The organism is Dyella sp. SG562 (assembly GCF_011759495.1).
Classification (GTDB): domain Bacteria; phylum Pseudomonadota; class Gammaproteobacteria; order Xanthomonadales; family Rhodanobacteraceae; genus Dyella_D; species Dyella_D marensis.
The window spans coordinates 165,523-188,350 of record NZ_JAAOYS010000006.1; the positions used below are offsets into that span (position 1 = coordinate 165,523).

General features: G+C 68.3%; 21 protein-coding genes and 1 pseudogene. 2 read left to right on the forward strand and 20 right to left on the reverse strand.

Translation table 11 applies throughout. The annotated features are described in order from the left end of the window. Positions 1–511 precede the first annotated feature (511 nt). Positions 512–1,153, forward strand: a complete 642-nt coding sequence (locus FHW84_RS13100; RefSeq protein ID WP_167256180.1) for a TMEM175 family protein — start codon at positions 512–514, stop codon at positions 1,151–1,153. 95 nt (positions 1,154–1,248) lie between these two features. Here the strand turns inward: FHW84_RS13100 and FHW84_RS13105 are convergent, their stop codons facing one another. The 20 genes and pseudogenes from FHW84_RS13105 to FHW84_RS13200 all read right to left on the reverse strand — a co-directional run bounded on the left by FHW84_RS13105 (position 1,249) and on the right by FHW84_RS13200 (position 21,892). Next, entirely contained in the window at positions 1,249–2,619 is a 1,371-nt protein-coding gene (locus tag FHW84_RS13105; RefSeq protein WP_167256182.1) for an FAD-containing oxidoreductase, read from the reverse strand. Between the two features lie 75 nt (positions 2,620–2,694). Continuing rightward, entirely contained in the window at positions 2,695–3,618 is a 924-nt protein-coding gene (locus FHW84_RS13110; protein ID WP_167256184.1) for a bestrophin family protein, read from the reverse strand. Then, the gene (fdhD, locus tag FHW84_RS13115; protein WP_167256186.1) at positions 3,615–4,427 is read right to left on the reverse strand and encodes a formate dehydrogenase accessory sulfurtransferase FdhD; all 813 of its coding nucleotides are present in this window, start codon (positions 4,425–4,427) and stop codon (positions 3,615–3,617) included. Before fdhD ends, FHW84_RS13110 begins: the two co-directional genes overlap by 4 nt. A gap of 5 nt (positions 4,428–4,432) precedes the next feature. Next, entirely contained in the window at positions 4,433–6,751 is a 2,319-nt protein-coding gene (locus tag FHW84_RS13120) for an FdhF/YdeP family oxidoreductase (RefSeq protein ID WP_167256187.1), read from the reverse strand. An 88-nt stretch (positions 6,752–6,839) separates the two neighbouring features. After that, on the reverse strand, positions 6,840–7,907 hold the full coding sequence (locus tag FHW84_RS13125; protein ID WP_167256188.1) for a type 1 fimbrial protein: 1,068 nt from the start codon (positions 7,905–7,907) through the stop codon (positions 6,840–6,842). 166 nt (positions 7,908–8,073) lie between these two features. Next, positions 8,074–9,069, reverse strand: coding sequence for an ABC transporter ATP-binding protein (locus FHW84_RS13130; RefSeq protein ID WP_167256189.1), 996 nt, complete (start codon positions 9,067–9,069; stop codon positions 8,074–8,076). Next, positions 9,069–9,833 (reverse strand): ABC transporter permease subunit, encoded by a 765-nt coding sequence (locus FHW84_RS13135; RefSeq protein ID WP_167256190.1) that lies wholly within the window; start codon positions 9,831–9,833, stop codon positions 9,069–9,071. The genes FHW84_RS13130 and FHW84_RS13135 overlap by 1 nt, the downstream gene beginning before the upstream one ends. A 14-nt stretch (positions 9,834–9,847) precedes the next feature. Further along, positions 9,848–10,762 (reverse strand): extracellular solute-binding protein, encoded by a 915-nt coding sequence (locus FHW84_RS13140; protein ID WP_167256191.1) that lies wholly within the window; start codon positions 10,760–10,762, stop codon positions 9,848–9,850. Beyond that, entirely contained in the window at positions 10,759–11,109 is a 351-nt protein-coding gene (locus FHW84_RS13145) for a hypothetical protein (protein ID WP_167256192.1), read from the reverse strand. The genes FHW84_RS13140 and FHW84_RS13145 overlap by 4 nt, the downstream gene beginning before the upstream one ends. Next, the gene (locus FHW84_RS13150) at positions 11,106–11,678 is read right to left on the reverse strand and encodes a molybdenum cofactor guanylyltransferase (RefSeq protein WP_167256193.1); all 573 of its coding nucleotides are present in this window, start codon (positions 11,676–11,678) and stop codon (positions 11,106–11,108) included. Before FHW84_RS13150 ends, FHW84_RS13145 begins: the two co-directional genes overlap by 4 nt. Then, complete coding sequence (locus FHW84_RS13155; protein WP_167256194.1) at positions 11,662–12,165, reverse strand: molybdenum cofactor biosynthesis protein MoaE; 504 nt, start codon at positions 12,163–12,165, stop codon at positions 11,662–11,664. The genes FHW84_RS13150 and FHW84_RS13155 overlap by 17 nt, the downstream gene beginning before the upstream one ends. A 14-nt stretch (positions 12,166–12,179) precedes the next feature. Next, on the reverse strand, positions 12,180–12,440 hold the full coding sequence (locus FHW84_RS13160; RefSeq protein ID WP_167256196.1) for a MoaD/ThiS family protein: 261 nt from the start codon (positions 12,438–12,440) through the stop codon (positions 12,180–12,182). Further along, the gene (gene glp, locus FHW84_RS13165) at positions 12,437–13,684 is read right to left on the reverse strand and encodes a gephyrin-like molybdotransferase Glp (protein ID WP_243868097.1); all 1,248 of its coding nucleotides are present in this window, start codon (positions 13,682–13,684) and stop codon (positions 12,437–12,439) included. The genes FHW84_RS13160 and glp overlap by 4 nt, the downstream gene beginning before the upstream one ends. Then, positions 13,681–14,661, reverse strand: coding sequence for a bifunctional molybdenum cofactor biosynthesis protein MoaC/MoaB (gene moaCB / locus FHW84_RS13170; RefSeq protein WP_243868098.1), 981 nt, complete (start codon positions 14,659–14,661; stop codon positions 13,681–13,683). The genes glp and moaCB overlap by 4 nt, the downstream gene beginning before the upstream one ends. Positions 14,662–14,731: 70 nt before the next feature. Next, positions 14,732–15,715, reverse strand: coding sequence for a GTP 3',8-cyclase MoaA (gene moaA, locus FHW84_RS13175; RefSeq protein WP_167256198.1), 984 nt, complete (start codon positions 15,713–15,715; stop codon positions 14,732–14,734). Positions 15,716–16,005: 290 nt separating this feature from the next. Continuing rightward, positions 16,006–17,331, reverse strand: coding sequence for a cytochrome c (locus FHW84_RS13180; protein ID WP_167256200.1), 1,326 nt, complete (start codon positions 17,329–17,331; stop codon positions 16,006–16,008). Next, positions 17,328–19,595, reverse strand: a complete 2,268-nt coding sequence (locus FHW84_RS13185) for a xanthine dehydrogenase family protein molybdopterin-binding subunit (protein ID WP_167256202.1) — start codon at positions 19,593–19,595, stop codon at positions 17,328–17,330. The genes FHW84_RS13180 and FHW84_RS13185 overlap by 4 nt, the downstream gene beginning before the upstream one ends. 107 nt (positions 19,596–19,702) lie before the next feature. Continuing rightward, positions 19,703–20,146, reverse strand: a pseudogene (locus FHW84_RS13190) ((2Fe-2S)-binding protein); the annotation flags it as partial. 52 nt (positions 20,147–20,198) lie between these two features. Further along, entirely contained in the window at positions 20,199–20,798 is a 600-nt protein-coding gene (locus FHW84_RS13195; RefSeq protein WP_167256206.1) for a nucleotidyltransferase family protein, read from the reverse strand. Beyond that, the gene (locus FHW84_RS13200) at positions 20,795–21,892 is read right to left on the reverse strand and encodes an XdhC/CoxI family protein (RefSeq protein ID WP_167256208.1); all 1,098 of its coding nucleotides are present in this window, start codon (positions 21,890–21,892) and stop codon (positions 20,795–20,797) included. Before FHW84_RS13200 ends, FHW84_RS13195 begins: the two co-directional genes overlap by 4 nt. 185 nt (positions 21,893–22,077) lie before the next feature. On the opposite strand from FHW84_RS13200, the gene FHW84_RS13205 reads away from it, so the two are divergent. Beyond that, positions 22,078–22,806 carry an aldolase/citrate lyase family protein gene (locus FHW84_RS13205; RefSeq protein ID WP_167256210.1) on the forward strand — a complete coding sequence of 243 codons (729 nt, stop codon included), beginning with the start codon at positions 22,078–22,080 and terminating at the stop codon, positions 22,804–22,806. Positions 22,807–22,828 lie beyond the last annotated feature (22 nt).

The window sequence follows — 22,828 nt, forward strand, 5'->3', positions numbered from 1 at the left end:
TGCGCGTAGGAAAGCGATGCGCCTGTAGCCCAGGACCGGCCCGGCAATCCCTTACATGGATCGATCCAAATCTCGCCCCCTATAAAACCCGAAGGAGTGGGTCCGTTCGGGTTCGCGGCAAACTTGCATCGCTGCCATTCGATTGTCAACCGTTTCCTGTGCAAGCGATCGGATGTTTAGACGTCCAAATGATGCGGATGAGTGGTATGCACTTTTTCTTCACAGCGATGCGTGTGCACCAATGCCAAACACCACACCCTCGCGCAACCCGCCCCCTCTCCCCTCCGGGGAGAGGGTTGGGGTGAGGGGCCGGTCGGAGCGGTGAGCGGAGGGTCGAAAAAAAACCTAAGAGCCTTTTTCTTCTCTCCGTAGAAGCGCCCCCTCAAGAGCCGCCCCTCATCCGGCTGCCGCCACCTTCTCCCCGGAGGGGAGAAGGGATCCACTCGCAACACCTTACGATCTCCCCACCCACTAGTGCATCATGACCGCCTCAACCAGGGGGAAGCTCAACGTGGAATCCAATCATCAGCTGCCCGTGCGGGAGCATCACGTGCACCAGCGTCATTTCGACCGCCTGGTGATGCTGTCCGACGGCGTGTTCGCGATCGCGCTCACCTTGTCGGCGGTGGAACTGAAACCGGAGGAAGCCGCCGCCGCCCACGGCCTGATCGCCCAGTGGGCCACTCCGCTGCTGATCTATTTCCTCAGCTTCTTCATCGTCGGCGGCGTCTGGATGCAGCACCGCCGCGTGCTCACCCACCTGCGCCACGTCGACACGCCAATGACCCTGCTCACTCTCGCGGTGCTGAGCATGGTGTCGCTGATGCCGGTGGTGATCCGCGTGGTGCTGACCGCCGCCAACGGCGAATCCGGTGAAGGCATGCTGATCTATGCGCTGGCGCTGATGGCCAATTACCTGTGCCTGGCCGCGTCCTGGGGCTATGCCTCGTTTATCGGCAAGCTGGCGCCGGACGTGCCCGCGCCGCGCGCCTGGAGCTGGCTGTTGCGCGACCTGTTCGTGGCGGTGCTGTTCGGTGCGGTGGCGCTGTTCAGCGCGCATATGAAGCTGGCGGCGGTGCTGCTGTGCGTGGCCGGCGTCGGCGTGCGCTTCGTCTCCGGCAAGCTGGCGCGCCGCGCCGATGCGGTAGCGTAGCGTCGGCGTAGGTTGGGGTGAAAACCCCAACAATCATGCGGCAGGCTCCATCCGATGCGATGTTGGGGTTCGCCTTCGGCTCACCCCAACCTGCGTTACTTCAGGCTCTGCAGCGTGGTCGGCAGCAGCTCGGCCACGGTCGGATGGATATGCACCGCTTCCGACACCGTCGTATACGGCGCCTTGGCGTACATCGTATCCAGCAGGCCATGGATGGCCTCGTCGCCGTTGATGCCGAAGATCGCCGCGCCCAGCAGCTGCCTGCTGGCGCCTTCGACCACCACCTTCATGAAACCGGTGGTCTCGCCGCGCTCGACCGCGCGCCCGACCCGCGCCATCGGCCGCGTGCCCACCTGCACCTCGCGGCCCGACTTGCGTGCCTCCTGCTCGCTCATGCCGATCCGCGCCAGCGGCGGATCGGTGAACAGGCTATAGGCCTGGATGCGGTCGGAAATGCGCCGCCTGCCCTGCCCCAGCACGGCATCGGCGACGATCTCGTAGTCGTTGTACGAGGTATGGGTGAACGCACCTTGGCCGTTGCAATCGCCCATCGCCCAGATATGCGGCACGCTGCTGCGGCCGTGGTCGTCGACTTTGATATGGCCGCGCTCGTCCATGGCGACGCCGGCCCGCTCCAGGCCCAGGTCGTCCGTGTTCGGCCGGCGCCCGACCGCCAGCAGCAGATGCGTGCCCACCGCCTGTTCGCATAGCTGGTTGCCGCGCGCCTTGATGCGTATGGCGCCGGCCTTGCCTTCCAGCGCGATGCATTCGGCACCCAGGTGCACGGTGATGCCTTCGCCGCGCAGCATCGCCAGCACCGCATCGGCCACGTCGGCGTCCTCGCGCGGCAGGAAGCGCTCCGAGCGCTCGACGATGGTCACCTTCGAACCGAAGCGGCGGAACATCTGCCCGAACTCCAGGCCGATATAACTGCCGCCGACGATCATCAGATGTTCCGGCAATTCACGCAGTGCCATCATGCCGGTGTTGGTGAGGAAGGGAACGTCGTGGATGCCGGGAAAATCCGGCACCGCGGCGCGGCCGCCGACATTGATGAAGAACGATTCCGCCTCGATCAGCTCCTCGCCCACGCGCAGGCTGTGCGGCGATTCGAAACGTGCATGCCCGCGCAGCAAGCTGACCTGGGGCATGCCACTCAACCATTGCTCCACACCGTTGCGCGACTTGCCCGAAATACCCTGGGTGCGTTCCCACACGCGCTGCATGTCGACCTGCGCGGCCGCCTCGGCACGCACGCCATACTCATACGCCCGTGCTGCCATATGCGCCACATAAGCGCTCGCTACCATCGCCTTGGTGGGGATGCAGCCCGTATTGACGCAGGTGCCGCCGACCAGCTTGCGCTCGATCACCGCCACCCGCCGGCCCGCCTTGCCCAGTTGTTCGGCCAGCGGCGGGCCGGCCTGGCCGGCGCCGATTACGACGGCATCGAAGCGCTGATTCATGGCAACTTCCTCATGGACAAGGCGGCAGGCGCGGATCATCGCCCGCCGGCGTTCAAGGATCGGTGTACGTCTGTGCTAAGTAAGCACGTAGTCTTCCGGCTGCAGCGGCGGCGGCAGTTCGGTCTCGCCCAGCAGGCTGCGCAGGTTGATCTCCACCGTGCGGCTGAGCGCATCCAGCGGCAGGTCGTTCGGCAGCAGGTCGAACGGGTCCTCGATCTGCTCGCCGATGGCATCCAGGCCGAAGAAGGTATACGCCAGCACGCCCACCGCCACCGGCGTGAGCCAGCCGAAGGGATGGATCAGGCAGAACGGCAGCATGAAGCAGTACACGTGCACCGTGCGATGCAGCAGCAGGATGTAGGCAAACGGAATCGGCGTGCCCTTGATCCGTTCGCAACCGCCGAGCACGTGCGAAAGCGTGTTGAGTTCCTTGTCCATCGACGCGAGCAGCATGCCGTCGACGCCCGCTGCGCGCGCTTCTTTGGCATAGGCCTCGCCAAGCATGCCGAGAATCGCGTTGGGCCGGTTGGGCGCGGCGATGGCGACGGCGCAGATATCGGCCGGAAGCCAGCGGCGCAGGTCCGCCTCCGGATCGGTGCCGCGCAGGTGATGGCGCAATGCATGCGTATAGCCGATCAGCGCGTGCACCAGCTGCCGGCGCTTTTGCAGCGGCGCATCCGCCAGGAAGGACAGCGTCTGCCGCGTCAGGTTGCGCGTCGCGATCACCAGCTCGCCCCACAGCGAGCGGCCTTCCCACCAGCGCTGGTAGGCCACGGTGTTGCGAAAGCCCAGGAAGATCGCCAGGGTCAGCCCCAGCAAGGTAAGCGGCGCCGCGTCCAGCCGGAAATGCAGGGCCACGCCTTTCCAGTCGGCCAGCACCACCGCCAGCGACAGCAGCACGGTATAAAGCACGCGCGGCCAGATGATGGGGATGATCGAACCCTTCAGCGCAAACAGCAGCGTGCGCACCGAATGGCTGTGGGTGGGGCGGATGATCACGGCGCTTGCGCCATGTCGCTGAGGCGTTGCGGATGGCTGTAGACCACGTGGCGCCCGGGCCGCACGAAGCCGGTGAGCGTCAGATGGCAGGACTGCGCCAGCGTCACCGCCAGCGCCGTCGGCGCGGAAATCGCGGCGAGCACGCCGACGCCCAGACTGGCCGCCTTGGTGACCATCTCGTAGCTGGCGCGGCTGGTGACCAGCACGAAGCCGCCGCGCAGATCGGTGCCGGCGCGCGTCAGGGCGCCGAGCAGCTTGTCCAGCGCGTTGTGGCGGCCGACGTCCTCGCGCACCAGCAGGATCTCGCCGGCCGGCGATGCCCATGCCGCGGCGTGCACCGCGCCGGTCTGGCTGTTGAGCTGCTGGTGCGGCGCGAGACCCTCCAGCGCTCGCTCCAGCGCATGCGGCTCCAGCAGCGGGCCGTCCGGCACGCGTGCCAGCGGACGCAGCACGTCTTCCAGATGGCGGCTGCCGCACAGGCCGCAACCGCTGCGTCCCGGCAGCAGGCGGGCGGAGTCCTCATCCACGCCTTCCACTTCGCCCGCGTCGACGTCCACCACATAGCCTTCGAGCTGCTCGTGGATGGCGACGCCGCGGATATCGTGCGCACGCGCCACGCGCCCTTCGGTCAGCGAGAAACCATAGGCAAAGTCTTCCAGGTCCGCCGGCGTGGCCATCATCACCGCGAAGGATTCGCCGTTGTAGCGCAGCTCCACCGGCGCTTCCTCGGCCAGCCAGTCCTCGCCCTGGCGCAGGTCGTTGCCCTGGCGGACGGTGACATGGCGGCGCGCGAGTCCGGAGCGCGGCATGGCGGTCAGGCCTCCGCCGGTTCGCGCGATGCGGACAACCGCACCGGGATCGACTTGTAGCCCGGCGTGCCGGAACGCGCATCGTGTTCGTCCAGCGCCAGCAGGCCGTTGCCTTCGGGGAAGTACATCGCCACCGAGCCGCGCGCGATGCCGAACGGCACCGCCACGAAACCGCGCACCGCGCGCCCGTTCGGCGTGCCGTCCGCGGCGCTGGCTTCCACGTCGATGCGGTCGCCTTCGCGCAGGCCGCGCTCGGCCAGGTCGTCCGGGTTGACGAAGACCACGTCGCGCCGGCCGGTGATGCCGCGGTAGCGGTCGTTGTAGCCGTAGATGGTGGTGTTGTACTGGTCGTGCGAGCGGATGGTGGCCAGCCGCAGCACATCGGCGGGTGCCGGCGCGTCCTCGTCCAGCCCCTTGGCCAGCAGGAAGCGCGCCTTGCCGGAAGGCGTGTTCCAGCGCCGCAACGCGGCGGCGTTCTCCAGGTGAAAGCCGCCCGGCTGGCGCACGCGTTCGTTGTAGTTGGCGAAGATCGGGAATACCGCCTCGATGCCGTCGCGGATGCGGTCGTAGTCCGCCACCATGCCTTCCCAGTCCACCTTCGACTGCGGCAGCGTGGCGCGCGCGAGCAGCGCGACGATCGCCGGCTCCGAACGCAGATGCTCCGACGCCGGCCGCAGCCGGCCCTGCGAGGCATGCACCATCGACATGGAGTCTTCCACCGTCACCGACTGCGGGCCGGCGGCCTGCAGGTCGATCTCGGTGCGGCCCAGGCAAGGCAGCAGGAACGCCTCGCGCGCCGGGATCAGATGCGAGCGATTGAGTTTGGTGGCGACGTGCACCACCAGGTCGAGCTTGCGCATCGCCGGGAAGGTTGCCTGCGGGTCCGACATCGCCACCGCCAGGTTGCCGCCCAGGCACAGCAGCGCCTTGGAGCGGCCTTCGCCGATCGCCCGCACCGCGGCCACCGCATCGTGGCCATGCGCGGTCGGCGGCTCGAAGCCGTAGACGCGGCGGATGCCGTCGAGCAAGGCGGCGCTGGGTTTTTCGGTAATGCCCACCGTGCGGTCGCCCTGCACGTTGGAATGGCCGCGCAGCGGGCAGATGCCGGCGCCGGGCTTGCCCAGGTTGCCGCGCAGCAGCAGTACGTTGAGCAACTGCTGCACGTTCTGCACGCCGTGGCGATGCTGGGTGATGCCCATGCCATAGCAGAAGATCACCTTTTCGGCGGCGGCGTAGATGCCGGCCGCCACTTCGATCTCGGCGTGGCTCAGGCCCGAGGCGCGCTCAATGCTGTCCCACGAGGTGGCGAGCACGTCGTCGCGCAGCGCTTCGAAGCCGGTGGTGTGTTCGGCGATGAAGCCGCGATCCAGCACGCCCTTGCCGCCGCCGGCCAGATCCGCCGCGTCGGCTTCGAACAGCCACTTCATGATGCCCTTCATGGTGGCGATGTCGCCGCCGATCTTCGGCTTGAAATACGTGGTGGCGATCGGCACCGAACGGCCGGTCAGCATCTCGGCCGGGTCCTGCGGCGAGGTGAAGCGTTCCAGGCCGCGCTCGGGCATCGGGTTCAGCACCACGATCGGCACGCCGCGCAGCGATACCTCGCGCAAAGTGCCGAGCATGCGCGGATGGTTGGTGCCGGGATTGTGGCCGATGCAGAACACCGCATCCGCATGCTCGAAGTCTTCCAGCTGCACCGTGCCCTTGCCCACGCCGATCGATTCGGGCAGGCCGACGCTGGAGGCCTCGTGGCACATGTTCGAGCAATCGGGGAAGTTGTTGCAGCCGTATTCGCGCGCGAACAGCTGGTACAGGAAGGCGGCCTCGTTGGAGGCGCGGCCGGAGGCGTAGAACTCCGCCATGGTCGGATCGGGCAGCGCGCGCAACGCGGCGCCGATGCGCGCGGCGGCTTCGTCCCAGGAAACCGGCACGTATTTGTCCTGCGCCGCGTCGTACGCCATCGGGTGGGTCAGGCGGCCCTGGTCTTCCAGCGCGTGGTCGGTCCACTCCCACAGTTCGGACAGCGTGTGCTGCGCGAAGAACTCCGGCGTGGTGCGCTTGGACGTCGCTTCCCAGGTGATCGCCTTGGCGCCGTTCTCGCAGAACTCGAACGAGGAGGTGTGGCGCGGATCGGGCCAGGCGCAACCGGGGCAATCGAAACCCAGCGGCTTGTTGGCGCGCTGCAGCGCCTCCACCGAGCGCGCCACCGCCATCTGGTCGCGGATCGCCTTGGCCACGGCGCGCAGCGCACCCCAGCCGCCGGCGGGGCCGTCGTAGGGCTGGATGCTTTTGTCGAGGTCGAGATTTTTTGGAGGCGTGCTCATGCGGCCATCGGAACGTCGGTGTTCGAATGCCGATCATAGGGCCCCATGCGGCTTCCCGACAGTGATCTACCGGAGCAGGTCCAGTTTCCTACTGATAGGACAAGGTAAAAGTGGCTTTTCCCATAAGGCTGCCAGGATTCACCATGCCGGTACGAATATATGCCGCCTTGAATGGCACCTGCATCAAGCCACCTACCGAGGCTCCAATCTGGAACTGATGGGTGTTGCCCGCCACCGACGAGTCCGGACCATAGCTCACCACCGTTCCGTCGCCACGCGAAATCTGAAATGCCACACCCCTGGCGGTGGAATTGGAGGCCGGCGTCAACTTATCTCCCGTATTGCCAGGAGCCGTGCTGTCGGTCAATGTCATATAAAGCATGGCGCCCTCGCTGCATTGAAGCCCGATGGTGAACGCCGTGACGCCCGCTACCGAACCAACGCTTGCCATGCTGCTGCTTGCCATGGTCGGCATTGCCACTTCGTTATCGTGCGACGACACGGTGCAGGTGGTGAGCGCTGGATTGCTGATTTCCGATGCCACCCGCCAGTCGCTGGCAGTGCTGTTGTTGTTTCCCCAGGCTTGACCACAAGCGCCCGGCACGAATTTAACGGTCTGCGAGCCTTTGCTCATAGTGCTGCCGATCTTGACCAGCTCGAATGCACCATCAAACGAGAACGTGGTGCTGGCATTGGTTCCTGTGCCGATCAGAAAGGCCTGGGCGTGAGTGCAGCTATCCGTCGAAATCGGGCCAAGCGCCACGGCTTGGCCGGCAGCGTTGAGAATTCGAAATCCCACTCCCGCGACACTGCTGGACTGGGTGTAGACATTGGTCATGTTCGGCACAGCGGTCGCCGTGCCGGAGAAAATCATGGCCATGTTGACTACGTTGCTCGACGTATCGAACGATCCGGCCTTGCAGGTTACTGTGATGTGTAAATTGGTGCGTCCGCCCGGCAATACCGAGCCGATCGGGATGTCCCGCAATGCCGTGATGGGGCCTTGTTGAGTGGTGCCGGGTAACGATCCCAATCCCGATGTCGTGCACAAATCGGTATTGCTGGCCTTGGTCGCCGATGCGATGCCCGGATGAGCTATGACCAGGATCATCAGAAGCCACATCGCCACGGCAGGCATCCATTTACTGGCTTGCATCTGAAAGCTGCCTCGTCTGGATGGGTGAGTCCAGCGATTCTGCGCAGAACCGACCCAGCCAACCACCAGAAATATCCAGGAAGATTCAAGGACTTGCCTCGCGACACATAGCCGAGCCGGCGACATTTCCGCTCACAGAGAGCAAGCGCAGCTGCCGGCGCGCACCTCAATTGCCCCCGTCTATCGGCCAGCAGCGAATCGCTTCCGGCGGCAGCGAAAGCATGGGCTCGGCCGGCAGCGCATATCCCTCTACCGGTTCGACCCAAAGCCGCGCCTGGCCGCAGCGCATGCCCAGATAGCTGCGGTGCGGCGCGGTCTGGCGCAGTTCGAACGCGGCGGGAATGGCATCCGCTGGCGCGACGGACTGATCGTGCAGCCGCACCGCCGCCGGCGCGATATGCCAATCGACCAAGGTGCCATCGGGCAACGGCGTCTCCAGCGGCAGGCTGGCTTCGGCTTCGGGCCAGGACAGGCGCTGCGCCCCGGGCGAGCCGACGACGCGGCCGCGCTGCACGTTGCGCAGCCCCAGCAGCCGCGCCACCGCGCCGCTCGCCGGTTGCGCATGCACCTCTTCGGGCGTGCCGATCTGCACGATGCGGCGGCCGTGCATCAGCACCAGGCGGTCGGCCACCGCGGCGAGCGCAGGATCGTGGCTCACTGCCAGGGCGGGAATGCCGGCCTCGTGCACTTCGGCGATCAGTTCGGCCAGCACTTCGTCGCGCGTGACCGGGTCCAGCGCCGAGGTGGGTTCGTCCAGCAGCAGCAGGCTCGGCTTGCGCGCGAGTGCGCGCGCCAAGGCCACGCGTTGCTGTTGCCCACCGGACAACGAAGCCGGCCAGCGTTCGGCCAGATCGGCCATGCCCACGCGCTCCAGCCACTGGAGCGCCTGCGCTCGCCGCTGCGCGCCGCGCAGGCTGAAAGCCACGTTCTCCCACGCGCGCAGGTGCGGAAACAGCGCGTGGCCCTGCGGCAGATAACCCACCGCACGCTGCTGCGGCGGCAGCCCGTCGAACGGTTCGCCACGCGCCGCGATCAGCCCCGCGATCGCCGACAGCAGCAAGGTCTTGCCCTCGCCGCTCGCACCCAGCAGCACGGTGAAGCCGGCCACCTCGAAGCTGGCGTGCAGCGCCACCGGCTGCTCGATGCGGTAATCGATGCGCATCACGCCAGGCGCCTGCGCACGGCCATGCCCAGCACCAGCGGCAAGGGCAGCGCCGCCAGGAAGAACACCCACAGCAGCGGATACACCGCATCCAGGCCGATGTCCTGCAGGTTCACCCACAGCTTCACCGGGATGCCCTGCGGGTAATACGCCACGATCAGCACCGCGCCGAACTCGCCCAGCGCGCGCACCCACGCCAAGGCCACCGCGGCGGCCAGCCCCAGCCGCGCCAGCGGCAGGCTGACGTGGACGAAGCTGCGCCAGGGCGAATAGCCCAGCGTGAGCGCGATCTGTTCCAGCTCGCGCGGCACGCCTTCGAAAGCGGTGCGCGCGGCCATCACGTAATACGGCAGCGCCGCGTAGAACTGCGCCAGGATGAAGGCCGGCGCCGAATTGGTCAGCAGCACGCCGGCGCGTTCCAGCAGATGGCCGGCCGGGCCATAAGGCCCGTACATCGACGCCAGCAGCAGGCCCATCGCCAGCGGCGGCGTCAGCAACGAGACCAGCAGCAGCGCATCGACCAGCCATTGCCCGCGCACGCGATGCCGCGCCAGCCACCACGCCAGCGGCGTGCCCAGCGCCACGATCGGCACCAGCGCGATCAGGCTGTAGCCCAGCGACACGCGCACCGCGCCGCCGTCGCCATGCGCGAAACCGAAATGCCGCCAGTCCGTGGCCAGCAGCAGGCCGACGAACGGCGTGGCCAGCAGCAGCAAGGCCAGCGCCGCCGGCAGCGCGGAAAGCCGCGGACGATAACGCGCCATGCCGGCCGCTGAGCTCACAGCGCCTCGCCGTGCGGCGGGTCGTAGCCGCGTTCGCGCAGCATCGCCTGCCCCGCGGCCGACTGCAGCAGCTGCACGAAGTCGGCGGCCAGCTGCGCCTGCTTCGCATCGGTCAGCACGGCGGCATAGAACACCAGCGGCTGCGCCTTCAGCACCTTGCGGTCGGCCAGGGTGAGATTGGCCTTGCCGTACCAGGCTTCCTGCAGGGACGGCTGCGCGAGGTTGATCTCGTCGGGCAGATCGATAGTCGGCAGATGATGCGAGAACGCCGCGCTGGCGTAGCCCACGGCGGCATCGATCTGGCCGGCCTCCAGGCGCGACATCAGCGAAGGCTCGGCGAAGATCTGCTGCGGGTTCTGCAGCTCGCCGGCGATGTCCTTCAGCAGACCGGGCTGGTGGTAATAGGTCTCGGCCAGCTGCAAGGTCAGCAAGGCGTTGGCGCCCTGCGGATCGACGGCGGGATCGGTGCGCCCGATGCGCAGTCCGGACTGGCGCAACACTTCGTACCAGGTCTTCCTGCCCTTGGCCGCCGCTTCGAAATCCTTGGCGAAACGGCTCTTGGGGCCATAGATCACCACCATGCGCGTACTCGCCACCGGCACCGCGCGCCCGGCGAGCCCCGCATCGCGCACCACCTTCATCGGCGGCGGCGTGATGGCGACGAACACGTCGGCCTGCATCTGCTTGCCGGCCAGCAGGCGTGCCAGCGCGAAAGAACCCTGCCCCACGCCTTCGAAGCGCGCGCCGTGCGCCTTGGCGAAGGCCGGGCCGAGCGACTGGTCCATCACCACGCCCATCGAACCGGCGTAGGCCACGCGCAGCACCGGCGCGTCCGTTGCCAGCACCGCCGCGGCGGACAGCAACAGCAGCGGCGACAGCCAGCGCGCCAGGAGACGATATCCGCGTTTCATGCCCCCTCCTCCTTCTTGCCGCGGCGCTGCCGCACGCTGTCGCGCACGTCCACGTCGAACAACAGTTGCAGCGGCTCGCCGCCGGGTACCGGCAAGGCAAGCTCCAGACCGTCGCGGCTGGGCAGGCGCGCGGCGAAGGCGCGCACGTCGGCGCCATTCAATGCCACCTGCCAACCGTCGGCATGGCGCTGCCAGCCATGGGCATCGCCCAGGATCAGTTGCTGGCTTTCCAGCCGGCCATCCGGCCAGCGCGTGCGATTGCCCACCGCGGCGCCGCCCAGCAGTTGCGCCAGCTCCGCTTCGTCGATGCGCAGGCGCAATGTCTGGCCCTGCAGCTGCACCTTCATCCGGCCACCTCGTTCCATTGGGTTTCGGTATTGCAGTCGGCCAGCTGCGCGGCTTCGCCGGCACCCAGCGCCAGCTCCACGTGGCCGAGCGCGGACTGCAGGGCGCGCAGCGAGCGCCGGCGCGGGTCGTCGCGCGACATCAGCTCCGCCAAAGCCTCGCGGCTGCGCGTATTCAGGCGCAAGCGCAGCGGCAGCACGTGGCCGGCAAAAGAGACACTGGATGCCTGCGGCTGCTCGCTCCGCAAGCGCTGCAGCAGGTTGGCTTGCAGCAGCGGCATGTCGACTGGAATCACCAGCAGGTCGGCATCGCCGATCACCGCCTGCGCGATGCCAGCCAAGCCGCCCAGTGGCCCCGCCTGCGGCGTGGCATCGGCGACACCCTGGTAATCCGGGCGCATGCCGCTGACGCGCGCTTCGTCCACACCGGCTTCGCGCAACACCTCGAGCTGATGCTCGATCAGCGGCCTGCCGCGCCAGGACAGCAGCGCCTTGTCCCGTCCCATCCGCGAGGACAGCCCGCCCGCCAGCACCACGCCCAGGCAGCGCGGCGGCTCAGTGGGCGTGCCCATGACCGCCATGCCCGGCCGTGTCGTGCGTTTCTTCCGCCGAGGCTTCGCACAGCGAGCAGCCTTCGCTCCAGGCGCTGTCGCCGTCGACGTAATGCTCCTGTTTCCAGATCGGCGCCTCGTGCTTGACCGCTTCGATCGCCAGCCGGCAGGCGCGGAACGCTTCGGCGCGATGCGGCGTGCCCGCGGCAACCACCACGGCGAGGTCGCCCAGGCCCAGGTCGCCCTTGGCGTGGGCGATGTACAGCTTCAGCGGCGCGCCCACCTCGGCGCGCGCGCGTTCGCCGATGGCCTGGAAGGTGCGCAGGGCCAGCGGCACGAACAGGTCGTAGCTGATGCCGACCACGTGGCGGCCGACATTGAAGTCGCGCACCTTGCCGACGAAGACCGCGATGCCGCCGAAGCGCGGGTCCGACACGAAGTCCAGCGCAGCGGCCACGTCCAGCGCGGCCTCGGCGCGTTCGACCACCGCCAGGTGCAGATCGTCCATCACGCTTTCCACGCTCAACCTCCGCTGACCGGCGGCAGCACCGCCAATTCGACACCCTCGGGCACCTCGCGGTGGTTGTGCAGTATCTCCTCCGCGCTGGCGAAGGCCGAGATGCGCACCAGCCCCGAATTCACCTGCGGCGCATGCTCGCGCAGATGCGCCGCCAGCAGCTCGCGCAGCTCGGCGATGCTGCTGCCGGGTGGCACGTCCAGTTCCAGATAGCCGCGAGCGTCCGCTTCGCGCAGCGCGCCGTACAGGGCGATCCGGGTTTTCATGCGCGACCCCACGACGGACTTTCCAGATGGCCCAGCCCATGGACCTCGACCAAGGTGCCAGCAGGCAGCTCGCCGGCATCGAGCGGGATATGCACCCAGGCATTGGCATCCGCCAGCGGGCGGATGCGGTACGACTCCTGGCCGTGCAGCGCGATGGCCGACAGCTGTCCGCGCTCGTCCACCGCCAGTTGCGACTTCAGATAGAAATGCAGGCGCGGCTTCTTGACGAAGGGCGCGGCCAGCGGCACCTGCCAGGGCTGCTCGCGCGCAAGGCCGAGCATCGCGCGCAGCGCCGGCTCCACGAAGAAGCGCAGGCCCACCGCTACCGCGACCGGATTGCCCGGCAGGCCGAAGAACAGCGTGCCGTCCGGCAGCCGCGCGAACAGCAGCGGCTTGCCGGGGCGGATCGCCACCTTGTGGAACAGCACCTGCGCGCCCAGCCGTTCCAGCGCCACCGGCACGAAGTCGTAGCGCCCCATCGACACGGCGCCGGTGGAAATGATGATGCGCGCGCCGGCCGCGCGGGCGCGGTCGACCGCATCGAGAAAGGCGTCGACGTCGTCGCCCACCGTCTCGGCGTGCGCCAGTTCGGCACCGGCCGCGGGTATGCGCGCGGCGAGGAAAGGGCCGTTGGAGTTGCGGATCTGCCCCGGCGCCAATGGCACGGCGGGGTCGTCGACCAGCTCGCGCCCGGTGCACAGCGCCGCTACCCGCGGACGCGCGGTGACGCTGAGCTTCGCCACGCCCAGCGAGGCGAGCAGCATCAGATGCTGCGGCCCCAGCAGCGTACCCGCGGCCAGCACGGTCTCGCCGATGGCGACGTCCGAACCGGCCAGGCGCACGTTCTGCCCCACCGCCACGTCGGCCAGCAGGCGCACGCGGTGGGGCGCTTCCAGCCGTTCGGTCTGCTCGACCGGGATCACGCGGTCCAGCCCCTCGGGCATCGCCGCGCCGGTCATGATTTCCCAGGCGCCGCGCGCGCGGCCGCGCATGGCATCGCCGGCCGCCTGCTCGCCTTCCACCAGCCATTCGCTGCCGGCCGACAAGGGTTCGGCGCCGCCGCCCAGCGCATAGCCGTCCATCGCGGAGTTGTCGAACGGCGGGACCGCGGCGCCGCTGACCACCGGCTCGCGCAGCACGCGCCCCAGCGCCAGTTCGCTCCAGCAATCTTCCGCCGGCGCCTGCGTGCAGTGTTCCAGGACGATGCGCACGGCCTCGTCCGGCTCGAGCAGCTGGTGGCTCATGCGTGGCCTCCGCCGGCCGCCATGTCCAGTGCGTGCTTGAGGATCGGCGCGAGAATGTCCATGCCTTCGGCCACCGCCTTGGCGCTGCCGGGCAGCGCGATCACCAGGGTGCCGCCTACCAGCACCGCGTCGGCGCGGCTCAGCCAGGCCATCGGCGTGTGGCGGCCGCTCTCGCTGCGGAACAGTTCGCCGATGCCGGCGATGTGGCGGTCGGCCACGCGCGCCAGCGCTTCGGGCGTGCGGTCGCGCGGCGCCAGGCCGGTGCCGCCGGTGCACAGCACCAGGCGCGTGCCATCGGCGGCGAGTTCGCGCAGGCGCGCGGCCAGGCCTTCTTCCTCGTCGGGACGCAGTTCGGCGGCGCCGACTTCGGCGCCGAGCGCGCGCAGGCGTTCCACCAGCAAGGGGCCGGAGACGTCTTCGTAATCGCCGCGGCTGGCGCGGTCGCTGAGCGTGATCACGGCAGCGGCTACGCCTTCAAGCCCGGCGGATGCGCGCGGACGATAGTGTTCGCGCTCGGCATCGCTCATGCCGTCCGGATGCAGCCACAGGCCTTTCTTGCCGCCTTCCTTGAACAGCAGGCGCGTGCCGCCCATCGACAAGGCCGGCTGCACCGGCTTGGTCAGGTCGTACAAGGTGAGCAGGGCCGCGCTGACGCCGGCCAGCGCTTCCATCTCCACGCCGGTGCGGGCGAAGGTGGCCACTTCGCAGTACACGCGGATGGACTGGCGTTCCGGCACGCGCTCGCAGCGCAGGTCGATGTATTCCAGCGGCAGCGGATGGCATAGCGGCATCAGCTGCGATGCGTTCTTCGCGCCTTGCAGGCCGGCGATCTGGGCCATGGCGATGGCGTCGCCCTTGGGCAGGCGGCCATGCGCGAGATCTTCATAGGCACTGCCTGCATACAACTCTCCGACAGCCACGGCGCGCCGCGCAGTGGCGCGCTTGCGGCGCACGTCGGCCATATGGAAATTACTCATAAGAGCGGGCACTCATAAGAGCGGGCACTCATAAGAGCGGGGTGACGCGCGTATCGCGTTCGAGCATGGATCAGCCTCCGGTGGATGCCAGATGAGGTGTGATGCCGGTGCGGCCTTCGTGCAGGTGGTGCGTCTCTTCCTTGCGCACCAGCTGGCCGCCGATCGCGCGCACCAGCGCTTCGAGCTGGTCGTCCTGCTGCAGCAGCGGACGCAGCGGAATGCCGAACTCGCCGAACAGGCACAGGCGCAGGTCGCCGGTGGCGGTGACGCGCAGGCGGTTGCAGCCGGCGCAGAAATCCTTGGAATACGGCGCGATGATGCCGATGCGGCCGGCGTAACCGGTGTGGCGGTATTCGCGCGCGGGGCCGGCATCGGCGGCGCGCGGCAGCAGTTCCCAGCCGGCGTCCTGCAGTTGCGTTTCCAGCGTTTCGGCGCGCACGTGGCGTTCGCGGAAGAAGGCCAGCGTGTCGCCGGTCTGCATCAATTCGATAAAGCGCAGGCCCACCGGGCGGTCGCGCAGATAGTCGAGCCACGCGGGCAGCTCATGGTCGTTGACGTCGCGCAGCAGCACGGCGTTGAGCTTCACCGACGGCAGGCCTGCCGCCACGGCCTGGTCGATGCCGGCGAGGATGTCGTCCAGGCGGTCGTGGCCGGTGATGCGCGCGAAACTGGCGCGGTCGAGGCTGTCCACGCTCACGTTGATGGCGTTGAGCCCCGCATCCATCCATTCGCCCAGCCGGCGCGACAGCAAGGTGCCATTGGTGGTCATCGCCAGCTTGCGCACGCCGGGAATGGCGGCGGCGGTACGCAGCACCTCGGTCAGGTCGTGCCGCACCGACGGCTCGCCGCCGGTGATGCGCAGCTTGTGCATGCCCACCGCGGCGAAGCCGCGCAGCAGGCGCGCGATTTCCGCCAAGGTCAGCGGTGCGGTGGCCGCCGGGTCGGCGTGGTAGCCGTTGGGCAGGCAGTAGGTGCAGCGGAAATTGCAGGCGGGGATGATCGACAGGCGCAGATAGGGGAAGTGGCGGCCATAGCGATCGGACAGCACGTTCATGACGCCGCTCCCGCGCCTCGCAAAAGCGCGCGCGTTTTCCCTCGCGGATGGCGCATGGAAGGCATCACGTTCAATTAACAATCATCCCGTCTGGACGCACGAGCCGCAGGCTTCGGCGGTGGCTGATGCACAGGTTGAAGTATGGGCGTTGGAAGGCTGCTACACCAAGCGTTTTATGTCCCGCGCCATGCCGGACGCGCCAGCGTAGGTTTGGGTGAGCCGAGAGGCGAACCCCAACGCAGCGCGCATGATCATCGTGGTGTTGGGGTTCGCCCTTGGCTCACCCCAACCTACGGCGTGCGGCGCTTTGCCACTTCGTCCGCCGTCAGCGTCGCCGGCTTGCCGCCGAAGTGCACCAGCACGAAGTTGCCCAGCGCGGCCACCTCCGCGTCGGTATAGGCCTGGCCGAAGGACGGCATCGAGGTCTCCCCATGCATGGTGCGCAAGGTCGAGCCCTGCAGGATCACCTGGGTGAGGTTGTGCGCTTCCGGATCGTTGGCCGCCTGTGTCCCCAGCAGCGCCGCCGCCTCGACCTGCCGCCCCTGCCCGTTCCACGCATGGCAAGCGGCGCAGGCGCCCTGGAACAGGTGCTGCCCCAGGCCGCCCTGCGCCAGCTCCTCCGCACCCGGAGCGTTGGCCGTCGACGCCAAGGCCAGGGCCGGGCGCTCGTTCACCTCCGCGCCCGCACTGCCCTGTTGCGGTTTTGCCTCGCGCAGATAGGTGACCAGCGCGGCGATGTCTTCCTGGCTGAGGTATTGCAGGCTGTTCTGCACCACTTCGCCCATCGGGCCGGAAGCGGTGCCGCGGCCGCTGGCATGGCCCTTGGACAGATAATCGGCCAGCTGCTGCTCGCTCCAGTTGCCGATGCCATAGGTCTTGTCGGGCGTGATGTTGTAGGCCTTCCAGCCTTGCAGCACTTCGCCGGACAAGGCCTGGCTGCTCTTCAGCGCGTACATGGCATTGCGCGGCGTATGGCATTCGTCGCAATGCCCCAGCGCCGTGGCCAGGTAGGCGCCGCGGTTCCATGCCTCGGATTTGCCCTGCACCGGCTGGAAGCGCTCCTTCTTCAGGAACAGCGCGTTCCACACGCTTAAGCCCCAGCGCTGGTTGAACGGGAACGACAGCTCGTTCGGCGTGGCCGGCGCATGCTTGGGCGGCAGGCTGAATAGATAAGCCTTGATGGCGAGCACGTCGTCGCGGCTGAGCGCCGTATACGAGGTGTACGGGAAAGCCGGATACAGCGGCTGGCCATCCTTGCGCACGCCAGCATGCAGCGCGCGCACGAACTCGTCGTCGCTCCAGTCGCCGATGCCGGTTTCCTTGTCGGCGGTGATATTGGTCGAGTAGATCGTGCCGAACGGCATCTTGAAGGCCAGGCCGCCGGTGAACGGCTGGCCGCCGGGCACGGTGTGGCAGGCCGCGCAATCGGCCGCGCGGGTAAGGTATTCGCCACGCGCGATCGGGTCGGTGATGCTGGCCGGCGCACCGGCAACCGCCGGTTGCGGTGCGCCGGTTTCCTTGCCGTCGCGCACGATGAACCAGGCGTAGGCGGTGAAGGCCACCGCGGCAACGATGACGATGGCGACCAGCGCCAATACAGCGCGCACGAGTTTCATACCTTGCCCTCCTGCGCCTGGCCATGATCGGACGCTTGGGTGACCACCGCCTTGAGCGCCTCGGCGCCCTGCACCAGCGCGGCGCGGTCGATGGGATAGCTGCGCAGCCGCACGCCGGTGGCGGCGAACACGGCATTGAACAGCGCGGGGAAAGCCATCACGGTGCCGGTCTCGCCGATGCCGCCGGGGGTTTCCTTGCTGTCGACCAGATGCACCTCGAGCGCGGGCGTCTCGTTGATGCGCATCATGCGGTAGTCGTTGAAATTGTGCTGCTGCACGGTGCCGTTCTTCAGCGTGATGCCGTTGTACAGCGCGGTGGTCCAGCCGAAGATCAGGCCGCCCTGGATCTGCGCCTCCACCGTATTGGGATTGACCGCGACGCCGCAGTCGACCGCGGCGACCGCGCGGCGCAGCTTCACATCGCCCTGCGGCGAGACCTCCGCCTCGACGATCACGCACAGGTAACTGCCGAACGGCGCCGCCACCGCCACGCCGCGGCCGACGCGCGCCGGCAGGCTGCCCTTGCCCCAGCCGGCTTTTTCGGCAGCCAGGTTCAGCACCGCCAGGGCGCGCGGGTTCTTCTGCAGCAGGTCGCGGCGATAGGCCAGCGGGTCCTTGTTCGCGGCATGCGCGAGCTCGTCGATAAAGCTCTCGATCACGAACACGTTGTGCACGGGACCGACGCCACGCCACCAGCCCAGGTGCAGGCCGTCCGGCGGGTCGTGCCGCACCCATTCCACTTTGACGTTGGGGAATTCGTACGGCAGGTCGGCGGCGCATTCGATCGCGTCCGAGTCCATGCCGTTCTTGGCCATCGCACCCGGCGCGAAGGTGGCGAGCACCGAGCCGCTGGTGATGCGGTGCGTCCACGCCAGCGGCTTGCCGTCGTCGCCGAGGGTGGCGGCGATGCGGTCGTAGTAGGCCGGGCGGAAGCGGTCGTGCGCGATGTCCTCCTCGCGCGTCCACACCACTTTCAGCGGATAGCTCACCTGGCGCGCGAAGGCCACGGCCTGCTCGACCGGATCCTCGAACAGGCGCCGCCCGAAGCCGCCGCCCATGTACTGGTTGTGCACCACGATGGTTTCCGGCTTCAGGCCGGTGAGCTTGGCGGCGACATCGACGCAGCGCGCCGGTACCTGGGTGCCGGTCCAGATATCGCAACCGTCGGGGCGCACGTGCACGATGGCGTTCTGCGGCTCCAGGGTGGCGTGCGCGAGTAAGGGCAATTGGTAGGTGGCTTCCAGCGCCTTGCCTTTGACGCCGTCGACGTTGCCGACCGACTTGCCGGGAATCGGCGTGCCGTTCTTCGAGGCCTCGGCCAGGTCCTTGAACAGCTGCTCGGTGGAGTAATGCGCGTTGGGGCCGTGGTCCCAGGTGATATCCAGCGCTTCCATCGCCTGCTTCGCGGCCCAGAAGTGCTCGCCCACCACGGCCACCGCATCGGCGATCTTTAGCACCGCCACGAAACCCGGTACCTGGCGCGCGCGGCTGTCGTCCACCGCCACCAGCTTGCCGCCGAAGGTGGGACAGGCCTTGACCGTGGCGATCTTCATGTCCGGCACGCGCAGGTCGATGCCGAACTGCAGCGAACCGTCGACCTTGCCGGCGGTGTCGACGCGGCGCAGCGGCTTGCCGATCAGGGCGAAGGCGGAGGGGTCTTTTTCCTGCACCTTTTCCGGCACCGGCAATTGCGCGGCGGCATTGGCCACTTCGCCGTAGCCCACGGTGCGCCCGCTCGCCTCGTGCCTGATCACGCCGCGCGCCACCGTGCATTGCGCGGGGTCCACTTTCCATTTGGCCGCGGCGGCGTTGACCAGCAGGGTGCGCGCGGCCGCGCCGGCCTGGCGCATTGTGGTCCAGCAGTAGCGGATGGTGGTGGAGCCGCCCGTGGCCTGCTCGCCCAGCAGGGGGTTGGCGTAAAGCTTGCGGTTGGCGGGCGCATGCTCCACCACGATCTGGTCCAGCCCCAGGTCCATCTCTTCGGCCAGCAAGGTGGCCTGGCCGGTGTACGCGCCCTGCCCCATTTCGATGCTCGGCATCACCAGATGCACCGAGCCATCCGCGCCGACGCGGATAAACGCATTCGGCGCGAACGCGGGATCGCCCGCCGCCACCGGCCCCTGCGCCACCGCGCGGCCCAGCACCTTGGCGCCGCCGCCCAGCCACAGGAAGGCGACCACGAGTCCGCCCAGCTTCAGCGCTTCGCGGCGCGAGGGGTTGTCGGGCCGGCCTTCGCCCAGGGGGTTGCCGAAGCGCGCGTTCATGCCACGTCCTCCACGCGAACGAAGGAAAGCAGCGCGGCGGCCGCGGCAGCCGGGCTGGCTGTTGGCGCTACGTTGGGAATGGTCTGCGGCGCCACCTTCTGGCCGGTCGCCACCTGCTTGATCGCTTCGCGGATGCGCACATAGGTGCCGCAGCGGCAGATATTGCCGGACATGGCCACGTCGATCTCCGCGTCGCTCGGTTCCGGCGTCGCCGCCAGCAGCGCGGTGGCGGACATGATCTGGCCCGACTGGCAGTAGCCGCATTGCACCACTTCGATATCCAGCCAGGCCTGCTGCACCTTCTTGCCCACCGCGCTGGCGCCGACGCCTTCGATGGTGGTGACGGCCTTGCTGCCCACGGCGGAAACGGGCAGCACGCAGGAGCGCACCGCCGCGCCATCCAGGTGCACTGTGCAGGCGCCGCACTGGGCGATGCCGCAGCCGAACTTGGTGCCGGTCAGGCCGATCACGTCGCGCAGCACCCATAGCAGGGGCATGTCGTCCGGGACGTCGACCGAGCGGGATTCACCGTTGATATTCAGGACGATCATGTTGCCTCCGCGTCTGTGCATGGGCGATGTCGGGGATACGGCTTCGGTCGGGCTATCCGCTGCCCGTGCGCCAACGTTCGTAGTCGTCCGGCGTGTCGATGTCGATACGGGCCTCGGGCATGGGCAGCGCCTGCACCTGGTCCGCATAAGCCATCAGCAGGCTGCGCGCGCCTTCCGGGCCGTGCAGCAGTTCCAGTTCGTGGAAGAAGCGCGCGGGGAACAGGCAGGGCACGCCGAGCACGCCGTCGCCGTAGTCCGCGGCGATGATGCGGTCGGCGGTGGCCGCGTTCGCCAAGGCTTGAAGCTGCGTTGCGCCGAGTGCCGGCTGGTCGCATAAGCACACCATCACGGCGGCCAGCTCCGGATGGCGTTCGCGCAGGCGTCCCAGGCCGAAGGCCAGCGAGCCGCCCATGCCGGAGGGCCAGCCGGCATGGAAGGCCGCATCGAGCGGCAGGCCATCGAGCGCGGCTTCGACGTCGTCTTTATAGGCGCCGACCACCACCGCGACCCGCGGCGACACCTGCAGCGCCGCGCGCGCCATGCGTCGCACCAGCGGCTCGCCGTCGATCGGCAGCAATTGCTTGGCCGAGCCGTAGCGCACCGCGCCGCCGGCGGCGAGCAGGACGATGCCGAGGGTGCGCGCGCCGGTCATGAATGAATCGGCCCGTCAGTGCGGCTGAGTCGCACGCCGGAACGCGCGCGCATCGCGGCCATGATTTCGGCGGCGACGGAGAGGGCGATTTCCTGCGCGGTTTCCGAACCGATATCGAGTCCCGCGGGGGCGTGGATGGCGGTGACGGAAGCGGATACGGCACGGTGGATGCGGGCGGCGCGCTCGCGCGAGCCGATCACGCCGAGATAGGCCAGCGGTACCTGGGCGAGCGCCTGGACGTAGGCCAGGTCGCGTTCGTAGTGATGCGTCATCACCACCACCGCGGTCTGGCGATCGAATGGCAACCGCTCGGGCAAGGTTTCGGGCGCGGCATGGAGCTGCGCACCGACACCTTCCAATGACCCGCGCACCGCGGCGACATGCTCGACCAGCGTGGTCTGCCAACCCAGGCCGTGCGCCAAACGTGACAACGCCAGCGCGCATTCGCTGTAGCCGATCACCACCAGCGCGGGCTTGGGCCGCCAGGCTTCCAGCAGCACGTCCATCTGCGCGCCGTCCATTTCGGCGCGTTCGAGCACGGCGCCGCCGTGGGCCGGCAGGCCGTCGGCCAGCGCATGGATGCGCCGGGCCAGCTGCGGCGCGGGGATATCGGTCCAATGCCCGGCGCCATGGCGGATCAGCCGCCACGGGCGCGGCGTGTGCACCGCGCCGTCGCGCGAGAACACGGTGGCGACGCTGGCCGGCGCGCGTTCGTCGTGCAGCCGGGCCAGCACGTCGAAGAACTGGAAATCGTCCGGCTGCACCAGCGGTTCGATCAGCACGTCCAGTTCGCCGCCGCAGCCGACTTCCATCAGCACGTCCAGATTGGATTCGCGGTTGTACGGCACCAGGGCGGGCGTGCGCTCGGCCATGGCGCGCTGGGCGCGCAGCACGATGTCGCGCTGGGGGCAGCCGCCGGCGAGCGCGCAGGTCACTTCGCCGTCGGCATGCACCAGCATGCGGGCGCCGGCCCTGCGAAAAGTGGAACCGCTGGTGCGGACAATGGTGGCCAGTGCGGCCGGCTCGGGCGTGCTGCGCGCGCGGAGTTGCTGGACCGCCGCAAAGAGTTGGGGGAACTCCTGCGAAGCATTCATGAGGTGTCGCCTGCCATGTCAGCCCGAGCATGCTAGTCGTCCGGTCTAATACTTGGCAACCCGAACGCGGCAAGCCTTGGCGGAGCTGGATCCGAACGATCGGCAACGCTTCGTGGACGCGTTTTGTTGATAATCATTCTCATTAAACCTATGCTTGCGCACCTTCCCACCGGACCTGGGTTCGCATGCCGCGCTCGATTGGACTCCTGCAATCCGTACCCAGCCCCTTGCTGTGCGAAATGCTGGGCCATGCCGGCTACGACTTCGTCCTGCTCGACCTGGAGCACCTGCTGGTCTCCCCCGACCAGCTGCAGCACGCCATCCGCGCCTGCGAGCTGGGCGGTTGCGCACCCTGGGTGCGCGTGCCGGAGGTGGACGAGAAGCTGATCGGCCGCGTGCTCGATGCCGGCGCCAGGGGCGTGGTGATCCCGCGCCTGGAAACGGTCGAGCAGGCCGAACGCGCCGTCGCCGCCGCGCGCTTCCCGCCGCTGGGCCGGCGCGGCATCACCGGCGGCCGCGTCACCGGCTTCGGCAAGACGCCGCTGCCCGATTACATCGAACAGGCCAACCGCGACATCCTGGTGGTGCCGATGATCGAGACCGACGCCGGCGTACGCGCCTTGCCGCGGATCCTCGCCGTCCCCGGCATCTCGCTGGTGATGGAAGGCGCGCTGGATCTCGCGCTCGACCTCGGCCTTGGACCGCAGCCGCTGCACGCCGAAGTGTGGCAACGCCTGCTGCGCATCGCCGAGTGCTGCGACGAAGCCGGCATTCCGTTCTGCCCCAACCCGCGCAACGACGAACAGCTGCGCCATTGGGCCCGCCGCGAAGTGCGCTGGATGCTCGCCGGCGAAGACCGCGGCCTGCTGCTCGCCGCCCTGCGCGAGCGCGCCAGCGCCCTGCGCGAACCCTGATCCCTCACTCCCCGCATTGGAA

Excerpts from the sequence above, each read along its gene's own strand:
- FHW84_RS13105 (WP_167256182.1), bottom strand. The coding sequence starts at position 2,619 with ATGAATCAGCGCTTCGATGCCGTCGTAATCGGCGCCGGCCAGGCCGGC.
- fdhD (WP_167256186.1), bottom strand. The coding sequence starts at position 4,427 with ATGCCGCGCTCCGGACTCGCGCGCCGCCATGTCACCGTCCGCCAGGGC.
- FHW84_RS13120 (WP_167256187.1), bottom strand. The coding sequence starts at position 6,751 with ATGAGCACGCCTCCAAAAAATCTCGACCTCGACAAAAGCATCCAGCCC.
- FHW84_RS13125 (WP_167256188.1), bottom strand. The coding sequence starts at position 7,907 with ATGCAAGCCAGTAAATGGATGCCTGCCGTGGCGATGTGGCTTCTGATG.
- FHW84_RS13130 (WP_167256189.1), bottom strand. The coding sequence starts at position 9,069 with ATGCGCATCGATTACCGCATCGAGCAGCCGGTGGCGCTGCACGCCAGC.
- FHW84_RS13135 (WP_167256190.1), bottom strand. The coding sequence starts at position 9,833 with ATGGCGCGTTATCGTCCGCGGCTTTCCGCGCTGCCGGCGGCGCTGGCC.
- FHW84_RS13140 (WP_167256191.1), bottom strand. The coding sequence starts at position 10,762 with ATGAAACGCGGATATCGTCTCCTGGCGCGCTGGCTGTCGCCGCTGCTG.
- FHW84_RS13145 (WP_167256192.1), bottom strand. The coding sequence starts at position 11,109 with ATGAAGGTGCAGCTGCAGGGCCAGACATTGCGCCTGCGCATCGACGAA.
- FHW84_RS13150 (WP_167256193.1), bottom strand. The coding sequence starts at position 11,678 with ATGGGCACGCCCACTGAGCCGCCGCGCTGCCTGGGCGTGGTGCTGGCG.
- FHW84_RS13155 (WP_167256194.1), bottom strand. The coding sequence starts at position 12,165 with ATGGACGATCTGCACCTGGCGGTGGTCGAACGCGCCGAGGCCGCGCTG.
- FHW84_RS13160 (WP_167256196.1), bottom strand. The coding sequence starts at position 12,440 with ATGAAAACCCGGATCGCCCTGTACGGCGCGCTGCGCGAAGCGGACGCT.
- glp (WP_243868097.1), bottom strand. The coding sequence starts at position 13,684 with ATGAGCCACCAGCTGCTCGAGCCGGACGAGGCCGTGCGCATCGTCCTG.
- moaCB (WP_243868098.1), bottom strand. The coding sequence starts at position 14,661 with ATGAGTAATTTCCATATGGCCGACGTGCGCCGCAAGCGCGCCACTGCG.
- moaA (WP_167256198.1), bottom strand. The coding sequence starts at position 15,715 with ATGAACGTGCTGTCCGATCGCTATGGCCGCCACTTCCCCTATCTGCGC.
- FHW84_RS13180 (WP_167256200.1), bottom strand. The coding sequence starts at position 17,331 with ATGAAACTCGTGCGCGCTGTATTGGCGCTGGTCGCCATCGTCATCGTT.
- FHW84_RS13185 (WP_167256202.1), bottom strand. The coding sequence starts at position 19,595 with ATGAACGCGCGCTTCGGCAACCCCCTGGGCGAAGGCCGGCCCGACAAC.
- FHW84_RS13195 (WP_167256206.1), bottom strand. The coding sequence starts at position 20,798 with ATGACCGGCGCGCGCACCCTCGGCATCGTCCTGCTCGCCGCCGGCGGC.
- FHW84_RS13200 (WP_167256208.1), bottom strand. The coding sequence starts at position 21,892 with ATGAATGCTTCGCAGGAGTTCCCCCAACTCTTTGCGGCGGTCCAGCAA.
- FHW84_RS13205 (WP_167256210.1), top strand. The coding sequence starts at position 22,078 with ATGCCGCGCTCGATTGGACTCCTGCAATCCGTACCCAGCCCCTTGCTG.